The sequence below is a fragment of the Curtobacterium sp. MCPF17_003 genome, assembly GCF_003224385.1.
Classification (GTDB): Bacteria; Actinomycetota; Actinomycetes; order Actinomycetales; family Microbacteriaceae; genus Curtobacterium; species Curtobacterium flaccumfaciens.
Genome location: NZ_QKLC01000020.1, coordinates 15798 through 35398, shown reverse-complemented (window position 1 = coordinate 35398; position 19601 = coordinate 15798). Strand labels below are relative to the sequence as shown.

17 protein-coding genes are annotated in these 19601 nt (G+C 70.6%); 9 read left to right on the top strand and 8 right to left on the bottom strand.

Annotation, left to right across the window (positions count from 1 at the left end):
- Positions 1–984: a helix-turn-helix domain-containing protein gene (locus DEJ30_RS15805; protein WP_111091415.1), complete on the bottom strand. Its 984-nt coding sequence runs from the start codon at positions 982–984 to the stop codon at positions 1–3.
- Positions 985–1105: 121 nt separating this feature from the next.
- Here DEJ30_RS15805 and DEJ30_RS15800 point away from each other — a divergent pair, with 121 nt between their 5' ends.
- The gene (locus tag DEJ30_RS15800; protein ID WP_110862645.1) at positions 1106–1552 is read left to right on the top strand and encodes a MarR family winged helix-turn-helix transcriptional regulator; all 447 of its coding nucleotides are present in this window, start codon (positions 1106–1108) and stop codon (positions 1550–1552) included.
- Positions 1553–1647: 95 nt separating this feature from the next.
- Here the strand turns inward: DEJ30_RS15800 and DEJ30_RS15795 are convergent, their stop codons facing one another.
- The 4 genes from DEJ30_RS15795 to DEJ30_RS15780 form a co-directional block, all read right to left on the bottom strand.
- Positions 1648–2496 carry a carbohydrate ABC transporter permease gene (locus DEJ30_RS15795; protein ID WP_258370004.1) on the bottom strand — a complete coding sequence of 283 codons (849 nt, stop codon included), beginning with the start codon at positions 2494–2496 and terminating at the stop codon, positions 1648–1650.
- Entirely contained in the window at positions 2496–3464 is a 969-nt protein-coding gene (locus DEJ30_RS15790; protein ID WP_176708257.1) for a carbohydrate ABC transporter permease, read from the bottom strand. The genes DEJ30_RS15795 and DEJ30_RS15790 overlap by 1 nt, the downstream gene beginning before the upstream one ends.
- Positions 3461–4780, bottom strand: a complete 1320-nt coding sequence (locus tag DEJ30_RS15785; protein ID WP_110862643.1) for an ABC transporter substrate-binding protein — start codon at positions 4778–4780, stop codon at positions 3461–3463. Before DEJ30_RS15785 ends, DEJ30_RS15790 begins: the two co-directional genes overlap by 4 nt.
- 225 nt (positions 4781–5005) lie before the next feature.
- Positions 5006–6022, bottom strand: coding sequence for a LacI family DNA-binding transcriptional regulator (locus DEJ30_RS15780; RefSeq protein ID WP_258370002.1), 1017 nt, complete (start codon positions 6020–6022; stop codon positions 5006–5008).
- A gap of 201 nt (positions 6023–6223) precedes the next feature.
- On the opposite strand from DEJ30_RS15780, the gene DEJ30_RS15775 reads away from it, so the two are divergent.
- The 8 genes from DEJ30_RS15775 (at position 6224) to DEJ30_RS15740 (ending at position 14401) form a co-directional block, all read left to right on the top strand.
- Positions 6224–7459 carry an ABC transporter substrate-binding protein gene (locus DEJ30_RS15775; protein ID WP_110862642.1) on the top strand — a complete coding sequence of 412 codons (1236 nt, stop codon included), beginning with the start codon at positions 6224–6226 and terminating at the stop codon, positions 7457–7459.
- Positions 7460–7461: 2 nt separating this feature from the next.
- Positions 7462–8427 carry a carbohydrate ABC transporter permease gene (locus DEJ30_RS15770; protein WP_110862641.1) on the top strand — a complete coding sequence of 322 codons (966 nt, stop codon included), beginning with the start codon at positions 7462–7464 and terminating at the stop codon, positions 8425–8427.
- Positions 8420–9307, top strand: a complete 888-nt coding sequence (locus DEJ30_RS15765; protein ID WP_027464442.1) for a carbohydrate ABC transporter permease — start codon at positions 8420–8422, stop codon at positions 9305–9307. Before DEJ30_RS15770 ends, DEJ30_RS15765 begins: the two co-directional genes overlap by 8 nt.
- 32 nt (positions 9308–9339) lie before the next feature.
- Complete coding sequence (locus DEJ30_RS15760) at positions 9340–10131, top strand: ThuA domain-containing protein (protein WP_110862640.1); 792 nt, start codon at positions 9340–9342, stop codon at positions 10129–10131.
- A 5-nt stretch (positions 10132–10136) separates the two neighbouring features.
- Positions 10137–11231, top strand: a complete 1095-nt coding sequence (locus DEJ30_RS15755; protein ID WP_110862660.1) for a Gfo/Idh/MocA family protein — start codon at positions 10137–10139, stop codon at positions 11229–11231.
- Between the two features lie 180 nt (positions 11232–11411).
- Entirely contained in the window at positions 11412–12785 is a 1374-nt protein-coding gene (locus DEJ30_RS15750) for an ATP-binding protein (protein ID WP_110862639.1), read from the top strand.
- Positions 12782–13405, top strand: a complete 624-nt coding sequence (locus DEJ30_RS15745; protein ID WP_110862638.1) for a response regulator transcription factor — start codon at positions 12782–12784, stop codon at positions 13403–13405. Before DEJ30_RS15750 ends, DEJ30_RS15745 begins: the two co-directional genes overlap by 4 nt.
- Positions 13406–13519: 114 nt before the next feature.
- Positions 13520–14401, top strand: a complete 882-nt coding sequence (locus DEJ30_RS15740) for a hypothetical protein (RefSeq protein WP_110862637.1) — start codon at positions 13520–13522, stop codon at positions 14399–14401.
- 65 nt (positions 14402–14466) lie between these two features.
- Here the strand turns inward: DEJ30_RS15740 and opgC are convergent, their stop codons facing one another.
- Genes opgC through DEJ30_RS15725 form a run of 3 tightly spaced genes read right to left on the bottom strand, consistent with a single transcriptional unit; the run spans position 14467 to position 19315 of the window.
- Entirely contained in the window at positions 14467–16956 is a 2490-nt protein-coding gene (gene opgC, locus DEJ30_RS15735; protein WP_146238620.1) for an OpgC domain-containing protein, read from the bottom strand.
- Positions 16953–17363 (bottom strand): ATP-binding protein, encoded by a 411-nt coding sequence (locus tag DEJ30_RS15730; RefSeq protein WP_110862635.1) that lies wholly within the window; start codon positions 17361–17363, stop codon positions 16953–16955. Before DEJ30_RS15730 ends, opgC begins: the two co-directional genes overlap by 4 nt.
- On the bottom strand, positions 17360–19315 hold the full coding sequence (locus DEJ30_RS15725; protein WP_258370008.1) for a glycosyltransferase: 1956 nt from the start codon (positions 19313–19315) through the stop codon (positions 17360–17362). The genes DEJ30_RS15730 and DEJ30_RS15725 overlap by 4 nt, the downstream gene beginning before the upstream one ends.
- Between the last annotated feature and the right edge of the window lie 286 nt (positions 19316–19601).

Genomic DNA, 19601 nt, shown 5'->3' with positions numbered 1-19601 from the left:
TCAGCGGCGCAGGGTCTGCTTCGGGTACTCGCCGAACCGGGCAGCGTACGCCGCCGAGAACCGGCCGAGGTGGGCGAACCCCCACCGTCGGGCGACGTCGCCGACGACCCCGGCCTGCGGGTCGAGCTCGAGCAGTTCCCCGCGCACCCGGTCGAGCCGGACCTCGCGCAGGTAGGTCAGCGGCGACACGTCGAACACCCGGCGGAACGACTCCTGGACCGACCGCACGCTCAGGCCGGCGACCTCGGACAGCTCCTGGACGGTGACCGGCTCGGCGGCGTGCGCGTGGATGTACTCCACTGCTGCCCGCAGCCGGGCGTTCCGGGGCAGGCCGAGCACCGCGGGCAGGTCGTCGGCCTGCGGCGGGAAGGTGTCCAGGAACGCGGTGGCCGCCGACCGCTTGGCCTCGTGCCACGCGTCCGAGTCGGGCCCCTCGGCGCGCAGCGCCCGGGACAGCGCCAGGAGCGCCCCCTGCCAGCGCTCCGCCGTGTCGGGCTCCGGCGCGCGGGTGGGGTCGAACCGCAGTGGTGCGGCGTCGACCTCCAGGTGCTCGAACGCGACGCGGTGCACGTACTCCCGCCCGAAGTGCACCAACCGCTGGTCGTGGTCCTCGGCCGTGAACACGAAGTCGTCCTCGGGCGGCAGGAGCACGGGGACGTCGCGGCGCAACTCCATCCGGACGCGCCCGGAGTCCAGGTGCGCGGTCCCGCTGGTGATCCAGGTCACCACGTAGTCGGTGCCGACGGGCACCGAGCCGCGCACGGCACCGCGGAGCTGCGAACGCCGGATGCTCACGTCGGAGTCCCCGACGGCCGTGTACCGGTAGGAGAAGTCGTCGTCGATGCGCCGGACGGACCACCGATCGGCGCCGTGGACGGCGGCGAGGTCGCGCTCGGCCGAGTCGGGGTCCCCGCCGGAGACCTCGAAACGGACCGGTTCACCGGCGCGGGAAGCGGACTGCGGAGTCGGGACGGGGTCAGCCACGGTGCCCCGAATCCGTCATCGCCACCTGAACCGTTCCACGCTTCGCGTTATGTGGATACGCTGGGGCGGTGACTGCGGCGTATCGTGATCCGGACGAGACCCGTGCAGAGGGGGCGTTGTCGTGAGCGATGTCGACCTGGACGCGGCTCTGACCCGGCTCGAGGCCGCGGTCTCCGAACTGCGCGGGCGCCTGCGCGACGAGCTCGGCGTCTCGGGCGGCGACCTGACGCTGCTGCAGTTCGTCTCGCGCGCCGAGGAAGCGGGCCGGACGGTGCGCGTGAAGGACCTGTCGAAGCACCTGGGGCTCACCGGCCCGGCGGTCACCGGCATGGTGGACCGACTCGAGCACAGCGGACACCTCAGTCGCATCCCGAACCCGGATGACGGCCGCAGCCGGCACATCGAGCTGACCGATGCTGCCCGCCGCGACTACGCGCGCGCGATGGACGGCACGAACAAGCACCTGCACGACCTGATGGCCTCCTTCTCGGAACGGGAGCGGGCCAGGTTCGTGCGGATCATCGACCGCATCGTCGCGGCCGTCGATCTCGGCGCACCGAGCCCCTGACGGCAGGTTACGGGCGGTCAGGACGACGCCCTGACGAATGTCCAGCATGCGCAGCTAGGTAAGTTCCCTACCTATCTCCGCATGCCGGACACCCGTCACCCCTTCACCGCGCCGGAGGTCAGACCGGACACGATCGAGCGACGGAACACGAGCACCAGGATGACGATCGGCACCGTCGCAGCGACACTCGCGGCGAAGATCTGCGCGAACGGCACCGTGAACTGCGTCCCGAAGAGCGCGATGCCGACCGGGATCGTCCGGAACGAGTTCTCACTGTTGAAGGTCAGCGCCATCAGGAACTCGCTCCACGACGCCGTGAAGGTGAAGACGCCGACCGTGAACAGGCCCGGCTTCGCCATCGGCAGGATCACCGACAGCACGGTCCGCCATGCCCCGGCGCCGTCGATCTCGGACGCCTCCTCGATCGTCGACGGGATCCCCTGCAGGTAGTTCCGCATGATCCAGATGGCGAACGGCAGGTTGAACGCCACGTACGGCACGATCAGGCCCGGGTACGAGTTGAGCAGCCCCAGGTTGCGCTCGAGCAGGTACAGCGGCGTCAGCACCGCGATCGCCGGGAACACCGACAGCATGAGCAGCGAGGTCATGATCACCGTGCGCCCCCGGATGAACCGGCCTGCCAGGGCGTACCCGGCGAGGAACGCCAGCGCGAGCACGATCACCGTGGTCGACACCGACACGATGACGCTGTTCACCATGTACTGGCCGAGCGCGTTGTCGCGGAAGGCCACCACGAAGTTGTCGAAGGTGAACGACTGCGGCCAGACGGTGGGCGGCGACTGCCCGATCTCGGACGCCGGCTTGAGCGACGTCGTGACGAGCCAGTAGAGCGGCAGTGCGGTGAGCACCGCGATGACGACGCCGCTGACGTTGACGGTGTTGACCCACTTCCGCCAGCCCTTGCGCACACGTTGACGGGGCATCAGTCGTCCCCTCCCTTCGCCTGGTTCCGGAACGCCCGGAGGAACAGCAGACACCCGGCCGCGACGATGACCGCGGTGGAGGTCGCGATCGCCGCGCCCGGTCCGATGTTGATGTCCTGGAAGAGCACCTTGTAGCCCATGATCGCGAGCGACTGGGTGGCGGTGCCCGGTCCGCCGTTCGTCAGCACGAACGGCAGGTCGAAGACGCCGAAGGCCTGCAGGATGCGGAACAGCACCGCGATCGTCAGGGTCGGCGTGAGCTGTGGCAGCACCACGCGCCAGAACGTCTGCCAGGTGCTCGCGCCGTCGAGCTCGGCGGCCTCGTAGTGGTCCTCGGAGATCTGCACGAGCCCGGCGAGCAGGATGATCGCGACGAACGGCGTCGTCTTCCAGATGTCCGCGACCATCAGCCCGGTGATCGCGGGCACCGGTTCGCCGAGGATCACCGGGGCGTCCCCGAACAACCCGAAGAACCAGGTCGCGACGCCGTAGGTGCTGTCGTAGATGTACTTCCACAGCTGCGCGTTCACGATGGTGACGAGCGACCACGGGATGAGCATGAGCGCGAGCATCCAGCCGCGGGTGGCCCCGAGGCGCTCGAGCACCAGCGCGACGAGCATGCCGAGCACGAGCTCGACCGACACCGTCACCACCGTGTAGAGCACCGTGAAGCCGAGCGCCCGGTACCAGTCGGCGCTCTGCAGCAGTGCCGCGTAGTTGTCGAGCCCGAACGACTGGATCGTGAAGCCCTCGTAGCCGACCTCGACGTCCGCGAAGCTCAGGACCACCGAGTACACGACCGGGAAGATCGTCACCGCCGCGACCACCAGGAGCGCCGGGGCCGCGAAGCCCCACGCGCCCCGCGAGCGGATGCGGTCGAGACGCGACCGCCCCGTCGGCCGGGGTGGCGGATCGACGCGACCCGTGCCTCCAGGCCGTGCCGGTCGTGTCGCCGTGCCGGCGCTCACAGCGCCGCTCCCTGCAGGGCGAGCGAGATGGCGGAGGCCATCGCGCTGGTACCGCCGTCGACGGTCGCCTGCCCGCCGAGGATGCTGTTGCCGTTCTGGTAGACGCCCTGCGACACCTTCGGGTAGTAGGCGGTCGAGGTCGGACGGGGCACGAGCGTGATGCCCGCCGCCGTGTCGTAGGTCGGGCGCTCCTGGCGCTTGGCGTCCGCACTGACGAGGCTCGCCGACCGGGCCGGCAGGACACCGCCCTCACGGGTCAGGAACTGCTGTGCGGTCTCGCTCGACATCCAGCGTGCGAAGGTCAGTGCCGCCGCGGGTTCCTGCGTGTGCGGGTTGATGTAGTTCCCCCACCCGCCGATCGTCGAGTGGTGCTCGTCCATGCCGTCGAACGTCGGCCGGGCGGCGAGACCCACCTTGCCGGCGACCCGGCTGTCCGGGCCGTTCGCGATCCCCCACGCGTACGACCAGTTGCGGAGGAACGCCGCGCGGCCGCCGGAGAAGGCGTCGTTGGTGTCCTGCTCCTGGTACGTCAGGGTGGCCCGTGGCGACGCTCCCGATGTCACCAGCGACCGCATGAACTCGAACGCGCGCTTGGTCTCGGAGCTCGTCGTCGCAGGTGCCGTGAGGTCGTCGTTGAGCAGTGAACCACCGGCGTCGGCGACGAACTCGGTGACGTTGCAGGTCAGTCCCTCGTACACGTCGCCCTGGAACGCGAACCCGTACGACACGTCGCCGGTGTCGACGAGCTTCGCGGCGGTCTCGCGCACCTCCTCCCACGACCCCGGCACCTGCAGGGAGTGCTTCGCGAGCAGGTCCTTCCGGTACAGGAAGAACGACTCGTCGATGTACAGCGGGAACATGTAGTAGGTCCCGTCGACGCTCGCCGCCAGCCGCAGGCCCTCGGGGAACTGGTCGAAGAAGTCCTCGCCGACGAGCTGGTTCACGGGGGTCGCGAGCTTGTTCTTCGCGAACTGCCCGGGCCAGGCGACGTCACCGAGGTAGACGTCCGGTGTGCTGCTGCCCGCCGCGATCTGGGTCGTCAGGCTGGTGCGGTTCGTGTCGGTGTCGCTCGGGGCGCTGACGATCCGGACGCGGATGTTCGGGTGCTCCTCCTGGAACTCCGCGATGAGCCGGCGCCGCAGGTCACCGCCGTCCTTCGAGGCGACCTGGCCGGCCCACCAGCTGATCGTCGCCTCGCCCTCGGGCGGCTCGGTCGGCCAGTCCTCGACCCGCGTGCGCTCGGGTCCGGTGGAGCAGCCGGCGAGCAGCAGCACCCCCGCTCCCCCGAGCATGAACGTCCTCCGGTCGATTGCCATCCGTCCTCCTCGACGTGTGGTGCTGCGAACCTGTACATCCACACAACCAGGCGGAGCCTGGTCTGTCCGGCAGGGCGCGGCGGCGGTGCCGTGCCGGGCACCTTTCGGTCTGGACGAGACCTCACGCGCTCGGGGATCCGTGGACTGTCGCGCAGCCCGGAACGTGGCCGGCGGCTGCCTGGAGGCGCGTGGCGGCGCCGACCCGTGCCTCCAGACCGGCAGGGGTCAAGCGGGGGCGGGGGCCGTCGATCCGGCGAGGTGCAGGGCGCACGGGATGAGCGTGTGCGTGCGCTCGGTGCTGCCGCCCTCGAGGCGGTCGACCAGCGACTCGACCGCCAGGCGGCCGAGCTCGGGGCCGGGGGCGTTCAGCGTCGTGAGCACCGGTTCGGTCGCCGCGCCGGCGCCGTCGGAGGACACGATCGCGATGACCGAGACGTCCTCCGGCACCCGGCGCCCGCCGGCCCGCAACCCGCTGACGAGCCCGAAGTTCGAGTCGTCCTTCATGATGATCGCGGCCGTGACGTCGGGGTCGCGCGCCAGCAGGTCCCCCGCCGCACGGCGCCCTCCCTCGGCGGAGGCACCGGCGGCGACCACGGTACCGGTGAGGCCGCGGCTCGCGATGCCGGCGCGGAACGCCGCCTCGGACCGGACCTTCGGGCCGTAGTCGGCCATCGACGTGCCGTCGAGGTCCTCGACCACGAGGCCGATCCGACGGTGCCCGAGCCCGGTGAGGTGGTCGAGGGCGTCCTCGACGGTGCGCTCGAAGTCGATGTCCACGTACGAGATGCCCGAGGGGTCGGCGGTGCGGCCGATCGCGACGAACGGGACCTCGAGTTCGGTCAGGCGGCCGATCCGGGGGTCGTGCATCGTGACCTCCATCACCACGACCCCGTCGGCGAGACCGCCCGAGATGAGGTCCTGCACGTCGTCCGCCGTCGTCACCGCCGGCCAGAGCACCAGGTGGTACCCGAGCTCCGAGGCGCGGCTCGCGGCACTCGTGAAGAACTGCAGCGCGGTCTGGCCGAGCCGGTGCTCGAGCACCGGGAACACGAGCGCGAGGATCCGGGTGCGGCGCGACGCCAGTGCCCGGGCGACCACGTTGTTCCGGTAGCCGAGCTCACGCATCGCCGCCGTGACCCTGGCACGGGTGTCGGCGGACACGCGCTTGTTGCCGTTCACGACGAAGGACACCGTCGCGATCGAGACGCCCGCCCGGTCGGCGACCTGCTGCATCGTCGCCATGCCGCTCCCTCACCCTGTCCCGCTCACTGTAGCGGGGCGGTGCCCGAAAAAAATTCGTCTAAGCGCTTTACCATCTAACCGCTTCGATGCTAGTTTCGACCCCACTCGGGACGCGACGGAGCGGTTCTGGTCCGGTCGTCCCCGATCCACGAGCGACACGTTCGACTCGTGTCCGGCAACCATCCAGAGAAGAGCGAAGCAATGAAGCCTCGACACCGCAGGATCGCCCCGGTCCTCAGCGCGGTCGCCATGCTGGCGACCGTCCCCCTCGTCCTCGCCGGCTGTTCCGGCGGCTCGTCCGCGAGCTCCGGCGGCAAGGTGGACTCCATCACCGTGCTCGACTACTACAACCAGGGCAACGACAAGAAGGTCATCGGCGAGTACCTCGACAAGTGCGGGGCCGAGAACGACGTCACCATCAAGCGCAGCCTGGTGCCCGGCTCGTCGCTCATCCAGAAGGTCCTGCAGCAGGCGTCGTCGAAGACCCTGCCGGACGTCCTGATGCTCGACAACCCGGACCTGCAGCAGATCGCCGAGACCGGTGCGCTGTCGCCGCTGTCCGACTACGACATCTCGACGGACGGCTACGCCAAGGGCGTGCTGCAGGCCGGGACCTACGAGGACCAGGTCTACGGCCTCGCCCCCACCGTGAACACCATCGCGCTCTTCTACAACAAGAAGGCGCTGTCCGAGGCCGGTGTCACCCCGCCGAAGACGTGGGACGAGCTGCAGTCCGCCGCGGCGAAGCTGACCGAGGGCGACCAGTACGGGTTCGCCGTCGACGCCAACGCCACGTACGAGGGCACCTGGCAGTTCCTGCCGTTCATGTGGTCGAACGGCGGCGACGAGAAGGACATCGCGACCCCGGAGACCGAGGAAGCACTGTCGCTCTGGAAGGGCCTGGTCGACGACGGCTCGATGTCGAAGAGCGTCGTGAACTGGACCCAGGCCGACGTGAACGACCAGTTCATGGCCGGCAAGGCCGCGATGATGATCAACGGCCCGTGGCAGATCCCCGGCCTGAAGGAGTCGAAGGTCGACTACGGGATCGCCCAGATCCCCGTGCAGTCCGCCAGCGACAAGGCCGTGGCCCCGCTCGGTGGCGAGGTCTGGACCGTCCCGAACACCGGTGACAAGGCGAAGCAGGCCGTCGCCGCCAAGATCGTCGACTGCATGAACAGCGACGCGAACCAGCTCGCGATGGCGAAGCTGCGGTACACGATCCCCTCGAAGACCGACGTCGCCCAGCAGTTCGGCAAGGACGTCCCCGAGGAGCAGGTGTTCGTCGACCTCGTCGCCGACGCCCGTGCCCGCACCGGCGAGCTCGGTGCCGACTGGCCCAAGGCCGCGACGAAGATCTACACGGCCGTGCAGTCGGCGCTGACCGGGCAGGACTCCCCGGCCGACGCCCTGCGGAACGCGCAGTCGAGCAACTGAGCATGACGAGCACCGCGACCCCCGTCGCCCCACGGCGGGCCGCCGGGGACGGAGCACCCGCTCCGTCCCGGCGGGCCCGCCCGGGCCGCTCGCTGCGCTTCGAACGGATCGCGCAGCTGCTGTTCCTGCTGCCGGCCGTCCTCTTCCTGCTGCTGTTCTTCGGCTACCCCGTGGTCAAGAACATCGTCATGAGCTTCCAGGCGTACACGACGTCGACGTTCTACACGGGCGAGGCACCGTGGGTCGGCCTGGCGAACTACGCCTCGGTCGTGTCGTCCCAGCTGTTCGGCACGGCGATGCTCAACACGGCGCTGTTCACGATCGGGTCGATCGTCGGCCAGTTCGTCCTCGGCCTGCTGCTCGCCCTGTTCTTCCGCCGGAACTTCCCGCTGTCCGGCCTCCTGCGCTCCCTGCTCCTGCTCCCCTGGCTGCTGCCGCTCATCGTCTCGAGCGCGGTCTGGAAGTGGATGCTCGACCAGGACTCGGGCGTCGTCAACCAGTTCCTCGGCACCTTCGGCATCCCGTCGGTCCCGTGGCTGACGAGTCCCGCCGTGGCGCTCATCACCGTCATCGCGGTGAACATCTGGATCGGGATCCCCTTCAACACCACGATCCTGTACGGCGGTCTGCAGGACATCCCCACCGAGCTGTACGAGGCAGCTGCACTCGACGGCGCGACCGGGTGGAAGGCCTTCTGGGCGATCACCTGGCCGATGCTGCGACCCGTCGTGAGCGTCACGCTCGTGCTCGGCGTCGTCTACACGATCAAGGTGCTCGACATCATCCTCGGGTTGACGAACGGCGGGCCGGCGAACGCCACCCAGACCATCGCGACCCAGTCCTACGACCTGTCGTTCAAGCAGTTCGACTTCGGGCAGGGCGCCGCGCTGAGCAACATCCTCATCGTGATCTCCGCGCTGTTCGCGATCGTCTACCTCCGCCTCAACAGGAAGGCCGTCGATGACTGACGCAGCGTCCACCAACGACGTCCTCCGGACCCGCGCGGTGGTCACCCGCGGCACCCGGCGACCCGTCCGTCCCACGAGCGCGAAGCAGTGGGTGCTGTCCGGCGTCGGGATCCTGATCCTCGCCGTGATGCTGTTCCCCGTCTACTGGATGATCAACATCTCCCTGCAGCCGGCCGGTTCCGCCATCGAGGCCGCCTGGTTCCCGATCAACGCGCAGCTCGGCGGTTACGCGCAGGCGATCGCCGACCAGGGCGGCGCCCTGGTCACGAGCCTGGTGATCGCCCTGGGCAGCGTCGTCGTCAGTCTGCTCATCGCGACGCCGGCGTCGTACGCGCTCGCCCAGTTCAAGGTCAAGGGCATCAACGCGGTGCTGTTCGGCATCCTCATCTCGCAGATGATCCCGGGCATCGTCGTCGCGAACGCCCTGTACGCGGCGTACAACGACCTCGGTCTGCTCAACACCGTGCCGGGGCTGATCCTGGCCGACAGCACCGCCGGCGTGCCCTTCGCGATCCTGATCATGCGGGCGTTCATGCAGAACATCCCGCCGTCGATCATCGAGGCCGCGAAGGTCGACGGTGCCGGCAACTTCCGGGCCTTCCGCTCGGTCGTCGTGCCGATCAGCGCCAACGCCCTGATCACCGCCGGACTGTTCACGTTCCTGTTCACCTGGAGCGACTTCCTGTTCGCCCTGACCCTCACCACCACCGAGGACGTCCGGCCGATCACGCTCGGCATCTACAACTACATCGGCACCTTCACCGCCGACTGGTCGACCGTCATGGCCGCCGCGGTGATGGCCTCGATCCCCGCCATCGTGCTGCTGCTCGTGGCGCAGAAGTTCATCGCCGCCGGGGCCACCGGCGGCGCAGTCAAGTGACCGGGTCCCACCACCCCCGAAAGGCACACACCATGACCACCACCCCGCTCCGCATCACCGTCTGGGGCGAGAACGTCCACGAACAGGTCGAGCAGCACGTCGCCGAGCGCTACCCCGACGGCATGCACGGCGCGATCGCGGACGGCATCCGCGAGCACCTGCCCGAGGCCGTCGTCCGGACCGCCACCATGCAGGAGCCCGAGCACGGCCTCACCGACGAGGTCCTCGCGAACACCGACGTCCTCACCTGGTGGGGGCACGCCGCACACCAGGACGTCGACGACGCCGTGGTCGACCGGGTGCACCGGCACGTGCTCTCCGGCATGGGGCTGCTCGTCCTGCACTCCGGCCACTGGTCGAAGATCTTCGGCAAGCTGATGGGCACCACCTGCACCCTCCGCTGGCGCAGCGAGCACGACCAGGAGCTCGTCTGGACCGTCAACCCGCAGCACCCGATCACCCGGGGGGTGCCGAACCCGATCGTCATCCCCGAGCAGGAGATGTACGGCGAGTACTTCGACGTCCCGACGCCCGACGAGCTCGTGTTCATCTCGGGTTTCACCGGCGGCGAGGTGTTCCGGAGCGGCATGACGTACCGCCGCGGACTCGGGAAGATCTTCTACTTCTCCCCCGGTGACCAGGACTTCCCCGTCTACCACCACCCGGACGTCCGTCGCGTGATCGCGAACGGCGCCGAGTGGGCCCGGCCCGAGCGCGAGCGGGAGATCCCGACGCTCCGCCGCTACGACCTGGGCGAGTACTTCGACGGGCAGCACTACCGCGGCCCGTTCGACGACGCCGAGCCGGAAGCGGTCGACGCGTGAGCCCGCTGCGCGTCCTGCAGGTCGGCGCCGGCGGGATGGGGCGGGCCTGGCTCGCCACCGTCGCAGCCGACCCCGAGGTCGAGCTGGTCGGCATCGTCGACCTCGACCTCGACGCCGCCCGCGCCGGGGCCGAGCACGCCGGTGACCCGTCGATCCCGGTCGGCACGGACCTGACCGTGCTGGCCGCCGAGACCGGTGCCGAGGCCGTCCTCGACATCACGGTGCCGGTCGCGCACCACCCGGTCACGCTGCAGGCGCTCCGTGCAGGGCTCCCCGTGCTCGGCGAGAAGCCGGCCGCGCAGACCGTCGCCGAGGCGCTGTCGCTCGCCGCCGCCGCCGAGGCCACCGGCAAGCTGTTCATGGTGTCGCAGTCCCGCCGCTACAACGACCAGCTCGTCGCGTTCCGGCAGCACGTCCGCGACCTCGGTGCCGTGGGCGGGCTGAGCACCCGGTTCGCGAAGGCTCCGCACTTCGGTGGTTTCCGCGAGGAGATGGACGACGTCCTGCTGCTCGACATGGCCATCCACGCCTTCGACTCCGCCCGGTACGTGCTCGAACGCGACCCGGTGTCGGTGTACTGCGAGTCGTGGAACCCGTCGTGGTCCTGGTACCGGGGCGACGCGGCCGCGGCAGCCGTCTTCACGTTCGAGGACGACGTCCGCTACGTCTACGACGGCTCGTGGTGCGCGCCGGGTGCCGAGACCTCGTGGAACGGCGACTGGCGTGCCTCCGGCGCGGCCGGCACGGCACTCTGGGACGGCGACCACGACCCGTCGAGCGACCTCGACGGCACCCCCGGTTCCCCTGCCGCTGCGCCGTCGGTGGGGCACGAGATCGCCGGGTCGTTGGCGTCCTTCGTCCGGGCGGTCCGCTCCGGCGAGGTGCCGGACGGCGAGGTGCACGGCAACGTGATGAGTCTGACCATGGTCGACGCGGCCATCACCTCGGCCCGCAGCGGTCGCCGGGTCGTCATCGACGAGGTGCTCGAACAGGCGCACCGGGACGCCCTGGCCGCCGAGCAGGACGACGCGATCCGCGACCGCCTGGCGGGGTGGGAGTCGGTCCGCGGCGCCCTGCGCGAGCGGCTGCCCGCTTCGTGAGCAGGAACGGTCGGGTCGCGCGCGGCGACCCGACCGTTCCTGCTCACCACGTGCGGTACGACGCACCCGAGCAGGCCTGGAGGCCCGTGGCGACGCCGCCACGGGCCTCCAGGCCTGCGTTCTGCGGCGATCCGGGCCCCGCGCGCGCTCGGCGGGGACGCCGCCGGTTACGGTGTCCGGGTGCACGGACAACGGTCGTCGGACAGTGACACGGCGGCGGAGCCGGTCGTGCTCGTCGCGGCCGACCCGCGCCGGCGGACCGGCCGGACTCCTTGGCGGCTCGTCCTGATCGGCGTCGTGCTCGCCGCGGTCGTCGGCGGCGCCGCGGTCGCGACCGCCGGCACGCTGGTGGCGCAGCGCATCGCGGAGTCGTTCGCCGTCCGTGACGCGACCAGCGACACCGCGGCGCTCGCACGCGTCGTGGTCGAACCCGCACTGCTCGACGCGGTCGCCGACCCGTCCCGGTCCGCCGTCGACCGGGCTGCCGCACGGACGCGCCTGGACGACGCGGTGGCCGGTGAGCTGCGCACCGGATCGGCGGTCCGGATGAAGCTCTGGGCGGCCGACGGCACGGTGCTCTGGTCGGACGAACGTCGACTGGTCGGCGAGCGCTTCCCGCTGTCCGACGAGGACCTGGAGGCGCTGGAGTCGGACCGGTCCGACGCCGAGGTGTCCGACCTGACCGAGCCGGAGAACCGCTACGAGCGCGGGCGCGGGCCGCTGCTCGAGGCCTACCAGGCGGTGCACACGCCGTCCGGCGAGGCGCTGCTGTTCGAGGCGTACCAGCCGTACGACCAGGTGCTCGCGCGCGCCGCGGACCTGCGGCGGTCGTTCGCCGTCCTGGCCTTCGGCACGGTGGCGGTGGTGCTCGCGCTCCTGGTGCCGCTGCTGCTCGGGTTGCTGCTGCGGATCCGTTCCGGGCAGCGCCTGCGGGAGCGGCTGCTCGGTCGCGCGCTCGACGCCGAGGCCGCGGAACGCCGTCGGATGGCCGCCGAACTGCACGACGGACCGGTGCAGGACGTCGCCGGACTCGCACTGTCCCTCGGTGCCGATCCCGCCACGCGCGACGCCGCCACCGTGCTCCGGGGTGCAGTGTCGTCGCTGCGGACCTCGATGGCGACGATCCGGCCGGCGGCGCCGACGCCCGAGGGACTCGGCGCCGCCCTCGACGACGCCTGTGCCCGCGCGCGCGCAGCGGGGCTCGCGACCACCGTGCGGGTGCCGGACGCGGTCGACGCGTCCCCCGGCGCGCTGCTCGCGGTCGTGCGCTTCGTCCGTGAGGCCGTCTGGAACGTCGTCAAGCACTCCGGTGCGGGCCGGGTCGACATCACGGTGACGCAGGCCGGCGGCTCGGTCCGGGTGGTCGTGCACGACGACGGGGCGGGCTTCGACCCCGCCGTGGTCATCGAGGGCGGCCGCACCGGACACCTCGGCACGACCCTGCTGCGCGAGGTCGCCGAGGACACGGGCGGGTCCCTGCTGCTCCGGACCGCTCCGGGTGCCGGCACCACCTGGGACCTCGAGGTCCCCGTCGACGCGGAGGCCCTGCGGTGAGGATCCTGCTGGTCGACGACCACGCGCTGGTCCGGAGCGGGCTGCGCGCGGTGCTCGCGACCACGGACGACTGCGAGGTCGTCGGCGAGGCAGCCACCGGCGAAGCGGCGGTGTCGCTCGTGCCGACGCTCCGTCCCGACGTCGTCGTGATGGACCTCTCGATGCCCGGTGCCGGCGGCGTGGAGGCGACCCGGCAGGTGCGGGCGCTCCTGCCGTCGGTCCGGGTCCTCGTCATCACGACGTTCTCGGACGACCACCGGGTGCGGGCCGCGTTGGCGGCCGGCGCCACGGGCTACCTGCTCAAGGACGCCGCGCCCGACGACGTGGTCGCGGCGGTCCGTGCCGCAGCGCGCGACGAGACGCCGATCGACCCCCGGGTGGCCCGGGCGCTCCTGCCCGGTGCAGTCGCCGGAGCCGTCGCGGACCGGGGCCCGGAGCTCCCGCCCCGGGAACGGGACGTGCTCGTCCGCATCGCCCGGGGCATGTCGAACCGGCAGATCGGCACGGAGCTCGGCATCGCGGAGCGCACCGTGAAGGTGCACGTCGGGTCGCTGTTCCGGCGGATCGGCGTCGCGGACCGCACGAGCGCCGCGCTGTGGGCGCGCGACCACGGGTGGTGACCGTGCCCTGCCGAACGCTGCTGACCGGGTACTAGTACCAAGGTCCGATGGTGCGGAGTCGGGCTGGCGACGACGATCGTCGTACCGGCCAGACAGGCCCACCAGGAGGCACCCATGCACACCCAGCGCTCACGCAGGATCGGCAGCGGTATCGTCGCCGCGATCGCCCTCGGCACCGTCGCCGCCGCTGCCCTCGTCGGGGTCTCCCCCGCGAACGCGTCCGGCAAGACCTCGACCGGTGGCGACTACGCCGTCACCGTGAACGGGGTCACGACGAACCCCGCCCAGGGCAAGGAACTCAGGGTGCGCGACACCCCGGTCTCCGGCACGATCGCGGTACGGGGCAAGCACAACGGCTTCGACATCCGGATCGCCGACCTCGGCGTGTACGACTACACGCTGACCGGCGCTCCGGACACCCAGCGGATGGTGACGAAGCCGACCGTGGTGTTCGCGTCGAAGGTCCCGTCGCTCACCGCCGCGCAGCTCGCCAGCACGAAGCTCTCGTCACTCGAGGTCAAGGACGACACCCTCGTGGTGATCTTCTCGACGGGGGCCGGGAAGCTCAAGGTCCAGGCGAAGGACGGCGCCCAGGGCGGCGTCTTCCAGATGGAGACGGAGTTCGCGGGGCCGGTGACGTTCACCCACACCCTCGGCGCGGGCCTGTTCTACTTCACGAACCCGTACACGGGCAAGATCAACTTCGGCGACGGCACGGCCGCGGTGTCCGCGGGCAGCGGTGCCCACCAGATGCTCCTCGGCAAGGACAGCCCGCAGGTCGCCACGAAGACCTCGCAGACCACGACCACCACCACGTGGACGGTCCAGCCCGGTGGGCGTCTGGGCGGGGTGCTCGGCGAGGACGCCGTCGAACTGTCGCAGGGTGCGACGAACTGCACCAGCGACTGCCAGGCGCAGAACCAGATCCGCGGGTCGCTCCCGGTCCCGCCGGACCCCGTGGACCCGACGCCGCTGGGCGTCACGCGGATCGCGTGAGCGCATGACGGACAGGAGGCCCGTGGCGACACCGCCACGGGCCTCCTGTCCGTTCGTGCTCGCGATCAGCGCGGGATGACGGAGAACAGGAACTTCTTGCGGACCATGTACCAGGCCAGCAGGATCAGCGCCGTGTGCACCACGAACCCGATCCAGAAGTTGCCCCACGGCACTCCGGGGATCGACGCGATCGCCAGGGCGAAGAACACCTGCCAGACGAACACGTACAGGCTCGCCTGCCCGAGCGGGATCCAGAGCCAGCCGATGGCGGCGGCGATGGGCTTCCAGAACACCGTGAGGATCGCGTAGGACACGATCGCGAAGAACGCGATGTCCACCAGGCGGCCCCACTGCAGGTCCACCCGCTGGTACGCCGTGTTGTACAGCGACTCGTACATCGTCGCCGGGAACGGCACCGGGGTGAACCCGAAGTGGTCGCCGGCCCACACGTAGACCAGGAACGCCGCGTACCCGACGACGGCGACGCCGACCAGGACCTTGCCGAGACGCCCGGTGAGCGCACCGACGATCTGCCGCCGGTAGTACCCGAGCACGAGCCCGTGGGTGAACACCACCTGCCAGGTGAACAGGGGGAACACCGCCTCGAACTGGGAGTTCAGCGGACGGAATTCCGGGTTGAGGGCCTGGAACACGTACAGCGCCCAGCTGGCGGCGAGGAGCGCCCACCAGAACCCGCGCCGGATCACCCAGATCAACACCGGGATGAACAGGCTCAGCACCACGAACAGGCCCATGATGTTGAACGGCCACGGCCCCATCTCGAGCAGCAGGAACTGCCGGATCGCGTACCAGGGCGGCGGGTAGGCGAGCAGCTGCATCGCGTTCGGGTACAGGTCGTAGACCCGGCCCTCCGCATCGACACCGCCGGTCCCCGTGCCGCGGTCGGTGAACGTGGTGATGGCGTCGGTGTTCAGGAACGGGACGAAGCTCAGCGCGAAGACCACCAGGATCACCACGAGCGTGACGACGTACTGCTTGCGCGCGCGCTTCCACGCCCCGACGGCCGCCGCCCACTCGCCGAACTTCTTCACGGCGAACGGGTACGTCATGCCGAGGACCATGCCGGACAGGAACACGAACATCTCGGCGCCGGTGATCGCCCCGACGGCGTGCAGCGTGAGGTACGAGTACGGCCCGCCGATCTCGATGTGGGTGATCACCACGGCGAGGATGATGAACCCGCGGAACAGGTCGAGCCGCAGGTCACGGCCGGGCTTGCCGTCGTCGGGGTAGCGCCAGCTCGGCAGGAGCCGGCCGAACACCCCGCTCAGCAGGAACACGACCGCCAGGCCAGCGGCCAGCCAGACGATCCACGCCATCTGCTCGCCGCCGGTCTCGTACTCCTGGGAGATCGCGGCGTTGCCCTGCTGCACGGTCACGCGGTCGGTGACCGGACCGAAGGCGAAGTCACCGGATCGCTCGAGGTCGGCGCGGAAGGACTCCGCGACGCCCGGGTCCGCGGTGAGTCGCCAGTCGGCCACGCGGTTGCCGGCCTCGGGCTCGCGTCGCTCGGCCTCGAGCACGGTCATGCCCCGGATCAGCGGACGCTCCTGCACGGCGGCGAGCACCTGCCGCCACCAGCTCCGCTTGACCTGGAGCTCGGCGTCGCCCTGCAGCTCGCGGTTGTACAGGGCGCCGGTGTCGAGGAGCATCGGGCGGTCGTCGGCCGCCGCGAACCGGTCGTAGAACGTGCCCGACTGGGGTTGGTCGTACCCCCAGTCCTCGTCGAACCGGGCCTCGACCTCACCGCTGCGGGTGAGCGGCACGGCGCGACCGGCGGCCTCGGTCGGGTCGCCCTTGCCGTACGAGAACATCGAGAGCCCGACCCAGTCGACGGCCTCGGCTCCCGGCCAGTACGGCCCGTACGGGTCGTCGGCGCCGGTGAGCTGTCCGTCACCGCTCGTGTCCGCCTTCGCGACGTCGACCGGGGACAGGTTCCGCAGCCGCCCGGCGGACTCGCCGAACGGGTAGCCGGCACCGTACGACGGCGACCACACCATGAGCGCGTCCGACGTGCCCGCGTGCACGGTCGTGCCGAGCGCCCGGAACGCCCGGACGAACTCCGTCGGCTGCTGGCCCCAGCGGACCCACGTGCCGTTCATCTGCGGTGCGAACCGCACGAGCACCTGGGTGTCGTACTGGTCGTGCAGGTCCTCGAACACGGTGTTGACGGCACGGGTGTCCGCGGTGTCGAGCGACCGCAGTTCGCGGTCGGGTTCGAGGCTCACGACGAGCACCGCACCCTGGGTCGCCGCCGCACGCGCCGAGCGGAGGAGCTCCTGCTTCGCCGTGCGGTCGAGCGGGTAGTCGACGGAGACCCCGTACATCGACGGCGTCGCGCCGAGCCGCCCCTCGTACCCTTCGGGTGAATCGCTGGCCCAGTCGAGGTCGGGGCCGAACCACGTCGACCCCTCGGCCGGCTGCACGGCGGCCGTCGGGTGCACGGACGCAGCGGACGCCGGCAGCGCACCACCGAGCAGGAGCGTGGCGATCGTGACGATGAGGGCGACCGCGCGGGTCACCGGCTTCTTCACCGGTCGCACGCAAGCGTCCAGACGTTGTGGCCGGGCTCGTGCCGGTGCTCGAGCCGGTCGAGCGCCGCGATGGCGAGCGCCAGACCGCGCCCGCTCTCCTGCTCGACGTCGGCCATGGTGACGGCACTCAGGTCGATGTCGGCGGGCATCCCGTTGTCGGTCAGCACCGCCGTCAGGGCCTGCTCGGTGGCCTCGAGGTGCACGGTGTACCGGCGCCCGGTGCCCCGGTCGGCGCGGACGGTGTGCTCGACGATGTTCGCGGCGACCTCGGCCAGGGCGGTCTCGAGTGCGAAGCGGAGCCGGACGTCGTCGATGCCCAGGCCGTCCCACCACGCGGCGAAGCGGTCCTGCACCTCGTCGAGGGAGTCGGGCGTCGCGGCGACCTCGAACGTGGTCTCGGTGCTCACAGGGGTCCTCCGGCGGTGCTCGACTCGTGTTCGGACTGGGCTGGGGTGGCCGGGCCGCGGTACCGGACGGCCCGGATCACGATGCTGAAGATGAACAGGTCGAAGACGACCCACGCGGTGTTCACGAGCGGTGCGATCCCCTCGGCCTGGCCGGTCAGGTAGCGGATGCCGATCATGATCAAGGCCGCGACCAGGGCGCCCATCGCGTACAGCTGCGGCTTGACCAGGTCCCACCGCGGCTTCTGCTCGGTCTCGTCGCGCACCTTCGGGGTGACGCGGAACCCGAGCGGCTTGCCCCGGAAGACGTTCTCGAACGCGCTGGTCACCGACTCGATCCAGACCGGGAACAGGGCGAGCGAGTACTGCTGCCCGCGCCAGGTCGGTCTGCCGGCGGCCACCACCCAGAACAGCAGCTGGTTCAACACCAGGAACGGGATGAGCCGGGCGAAGAAGTCGACGCTGTAGGCCTGCACGGGGATCACCCCGAACGACAGGCAGAGCACCGGGGCGGCGATGTAGACGATCGCGGCGAACCCGGACAGGTAGCTCCACATCGTCGAGAAGTACATGAGCCGCTGCCCCCACGACAGCCCCTTCTGCACCAGGGGGTTCTCGCGGAAGAACACCTGCATGGTGCCCTGCGCCCAGCGGAGTCGCTGCACGAGCATCGTCGGCAGGTCCTCGGGAGCCAGGCCCTTCGCCAGGATCTCGTCGTGGTACGCCGACTTCCAGCCGAGGCCGTGCAGACGCATCGCCGTGGCCATGTCCTCGGTCACCGAGATCGTCGCCAGCGGCATGATCGGCTGCGCCTCGTCGTCGCGGTTGACGTCGAGGGCACGGGCGAGCACGGCGATCGACTCGATGGCGGCGACCGGTGAGGCCTCGCGCCGGCCGAGCACGTCGAGCGCGGCGTCGTCGAGACCCGCGAAGGTGTTGGCGTCGGTGGACATCGCCGCGAGCTCCTGCAGGTCGTTCCGCACGGACTCGAGGTCGGCGGCGGCGAACCGGAACGCGATGGCGTCGATCCCCCGCTGGAACGCGTACGTCACGTCACCGAGGGGTTCACCGGCGCGCACCTGGTCGCGAGCCTGGTCCACCACGATCTCGGCGTCGTCGAGGGCGGCGAGCACGCGCGGGTCGGTCTCGGTCTCGCGGGAGCGGGCGAGGAGCTTGCGCGAGGTGGCGAGGGTGCGCTGGACGGACGCCTCGACCTCGGCCACGTAGCGCGAGATGCCGAGCTGCATGAGCGCCTCGCGCCGCAGGATGGCGTTCGACCCGCAGAAGAACGCCGCGTTCCAGCCGTCCTTCGACTGCTGGATCGGACCGTAGAACAGCGGTGCCTGGCTGCCGAGGGGGTCGTCGTCCGGCACGTTCTCGAACCACTGCGGCGTCTGCACGAGCGCCATCCGCGGGTCCTTGAAGTAGCCGAGGGTGCGGTCGAGGATCGCGGGGTCCGGCACCTGGTCGGCGTCGAGGATGAGCAGGAACTCGCCCTGCGTCGCGAGCAGGGCGTTGTTGAGGTTGCCGGCCTTGGCGTGCCGGGGCCGGTCCACCCAGTCGGCGCCGCGCGTGATGACGCCGATGCCGAGCGCCTCGGCCGCCGCACGCATCTCGGGACGGTTGCCGTCGTCGAGGATCCAGGTGGTGTGCGGGTGCGTGATCGCCTTCGCCGCCCGGGCGGTGCGCTCGACCAGGTCGATCGGCTCGTTGTAGGTCGTGATGAAGACGTCGACGGTGACGTCGGTGGACGGCTTCGCCGGTGGTTCGCCGCGCTCCCGGAGCCGCCAGGCCCCGAGGGCGAAGAGCAGCGAGTCGATGACGCTGTAGGTCTCGGCGAGGATCAGCGGCACCGCGATCCACCACGAGTGCCAGTTCACCGAGGCCGCCCAGCGCCAGACGATGTAGTTCACACCGGCGAGGGACGCCAGGAGCGCCACCGTCCGCACGGTCACCAGGCGTCGGCGGGCGGTCCCGGTGGCCAGGCGGCGGCGGTCCTGTCGGCTGACGTCGAGCGCGGTCACCGGGTCTCCCCGTCCGCGGCGTCGCCGGACGTGCTGCGTCGCAAGCGTTCCTCCTGATCCACCCTGCCGGTCCCGCTCCGGTCGTCGGTGTCGACCTCGGCGTAGGGACCTGTCTACCCCAGCCACGGGCCTCCTGTCAGTCCCCTGCCCCGATCTGGGGACGGACGGACACCACACGGCACGCAGCGCTCGCCTTCCGGTCACCGGCAGGGCATGC

What these genes read in the sequence shown, in the direction of transcription:
- DEJ30_RS15770 (WP_110862641.1), top strand. Translation starts at nt 7,462, where the DNA reads ATGACGAGCACCGCGACCCCCGTCGCCCCACGGCGGGCCGCCGGGGAC.
- DEJ30_RS15795 (WP_258370004.1), bottom strand. Translation starts at nt 2,496, where the DNA reads ATGCCCCGTCAACGTGTGCGCAAGGGCTGGCGGAAGTGGGTCAACACC.
- DEJ30_RS15775 (WP_110862642.1), top strand. Translation starts at nt 6,224, where the DNA reads ATGAAGCCTCGACACCGCAGGATCGCCCCGGTCCTCAGCGCGGTCGCC.
- DEJ30_RS15785 (WP_110862643.1), bottom strand. Translation starts at nt 4,780, where the DNA reads ATGGCAATCGACCGGAGGACGTTCATGCTCGGGGGAGCGGGGGTGCTG.
- DEJ30_RS15760 (WP_110862640.1), top strand. Translation starts at nt 9,340, where the DNA reads ATGACCACCACCCCGCTCCGCATCACCGTCTGGGGCGAGAACGTCCAC.
- DEJ30_RS15765 (WP_027464442.1), top strand. Translation starts at nt 8,420, where the DNA reads ATGACTGACGCAGCGTCCACCAACGACGTCCTCCGGACCCGCGCGGTG.
- DEJ30_RS15740 (WP_110862637.1), top strand. Translation starts at nt 13,520, where the DNA reads ATGCACACCCAGCGCTCACGCAGGATCGGCAGCGGTATCGTCGCCGCG.
- DEJ30_RS15780 (WP_258370002.1), bottom strand. Translation starts at nt 6,022, where the DNA reads ATGGCGACGATGCAGCAGGTCGCCGACCGGGCGGGCGTCTCGATCGCG.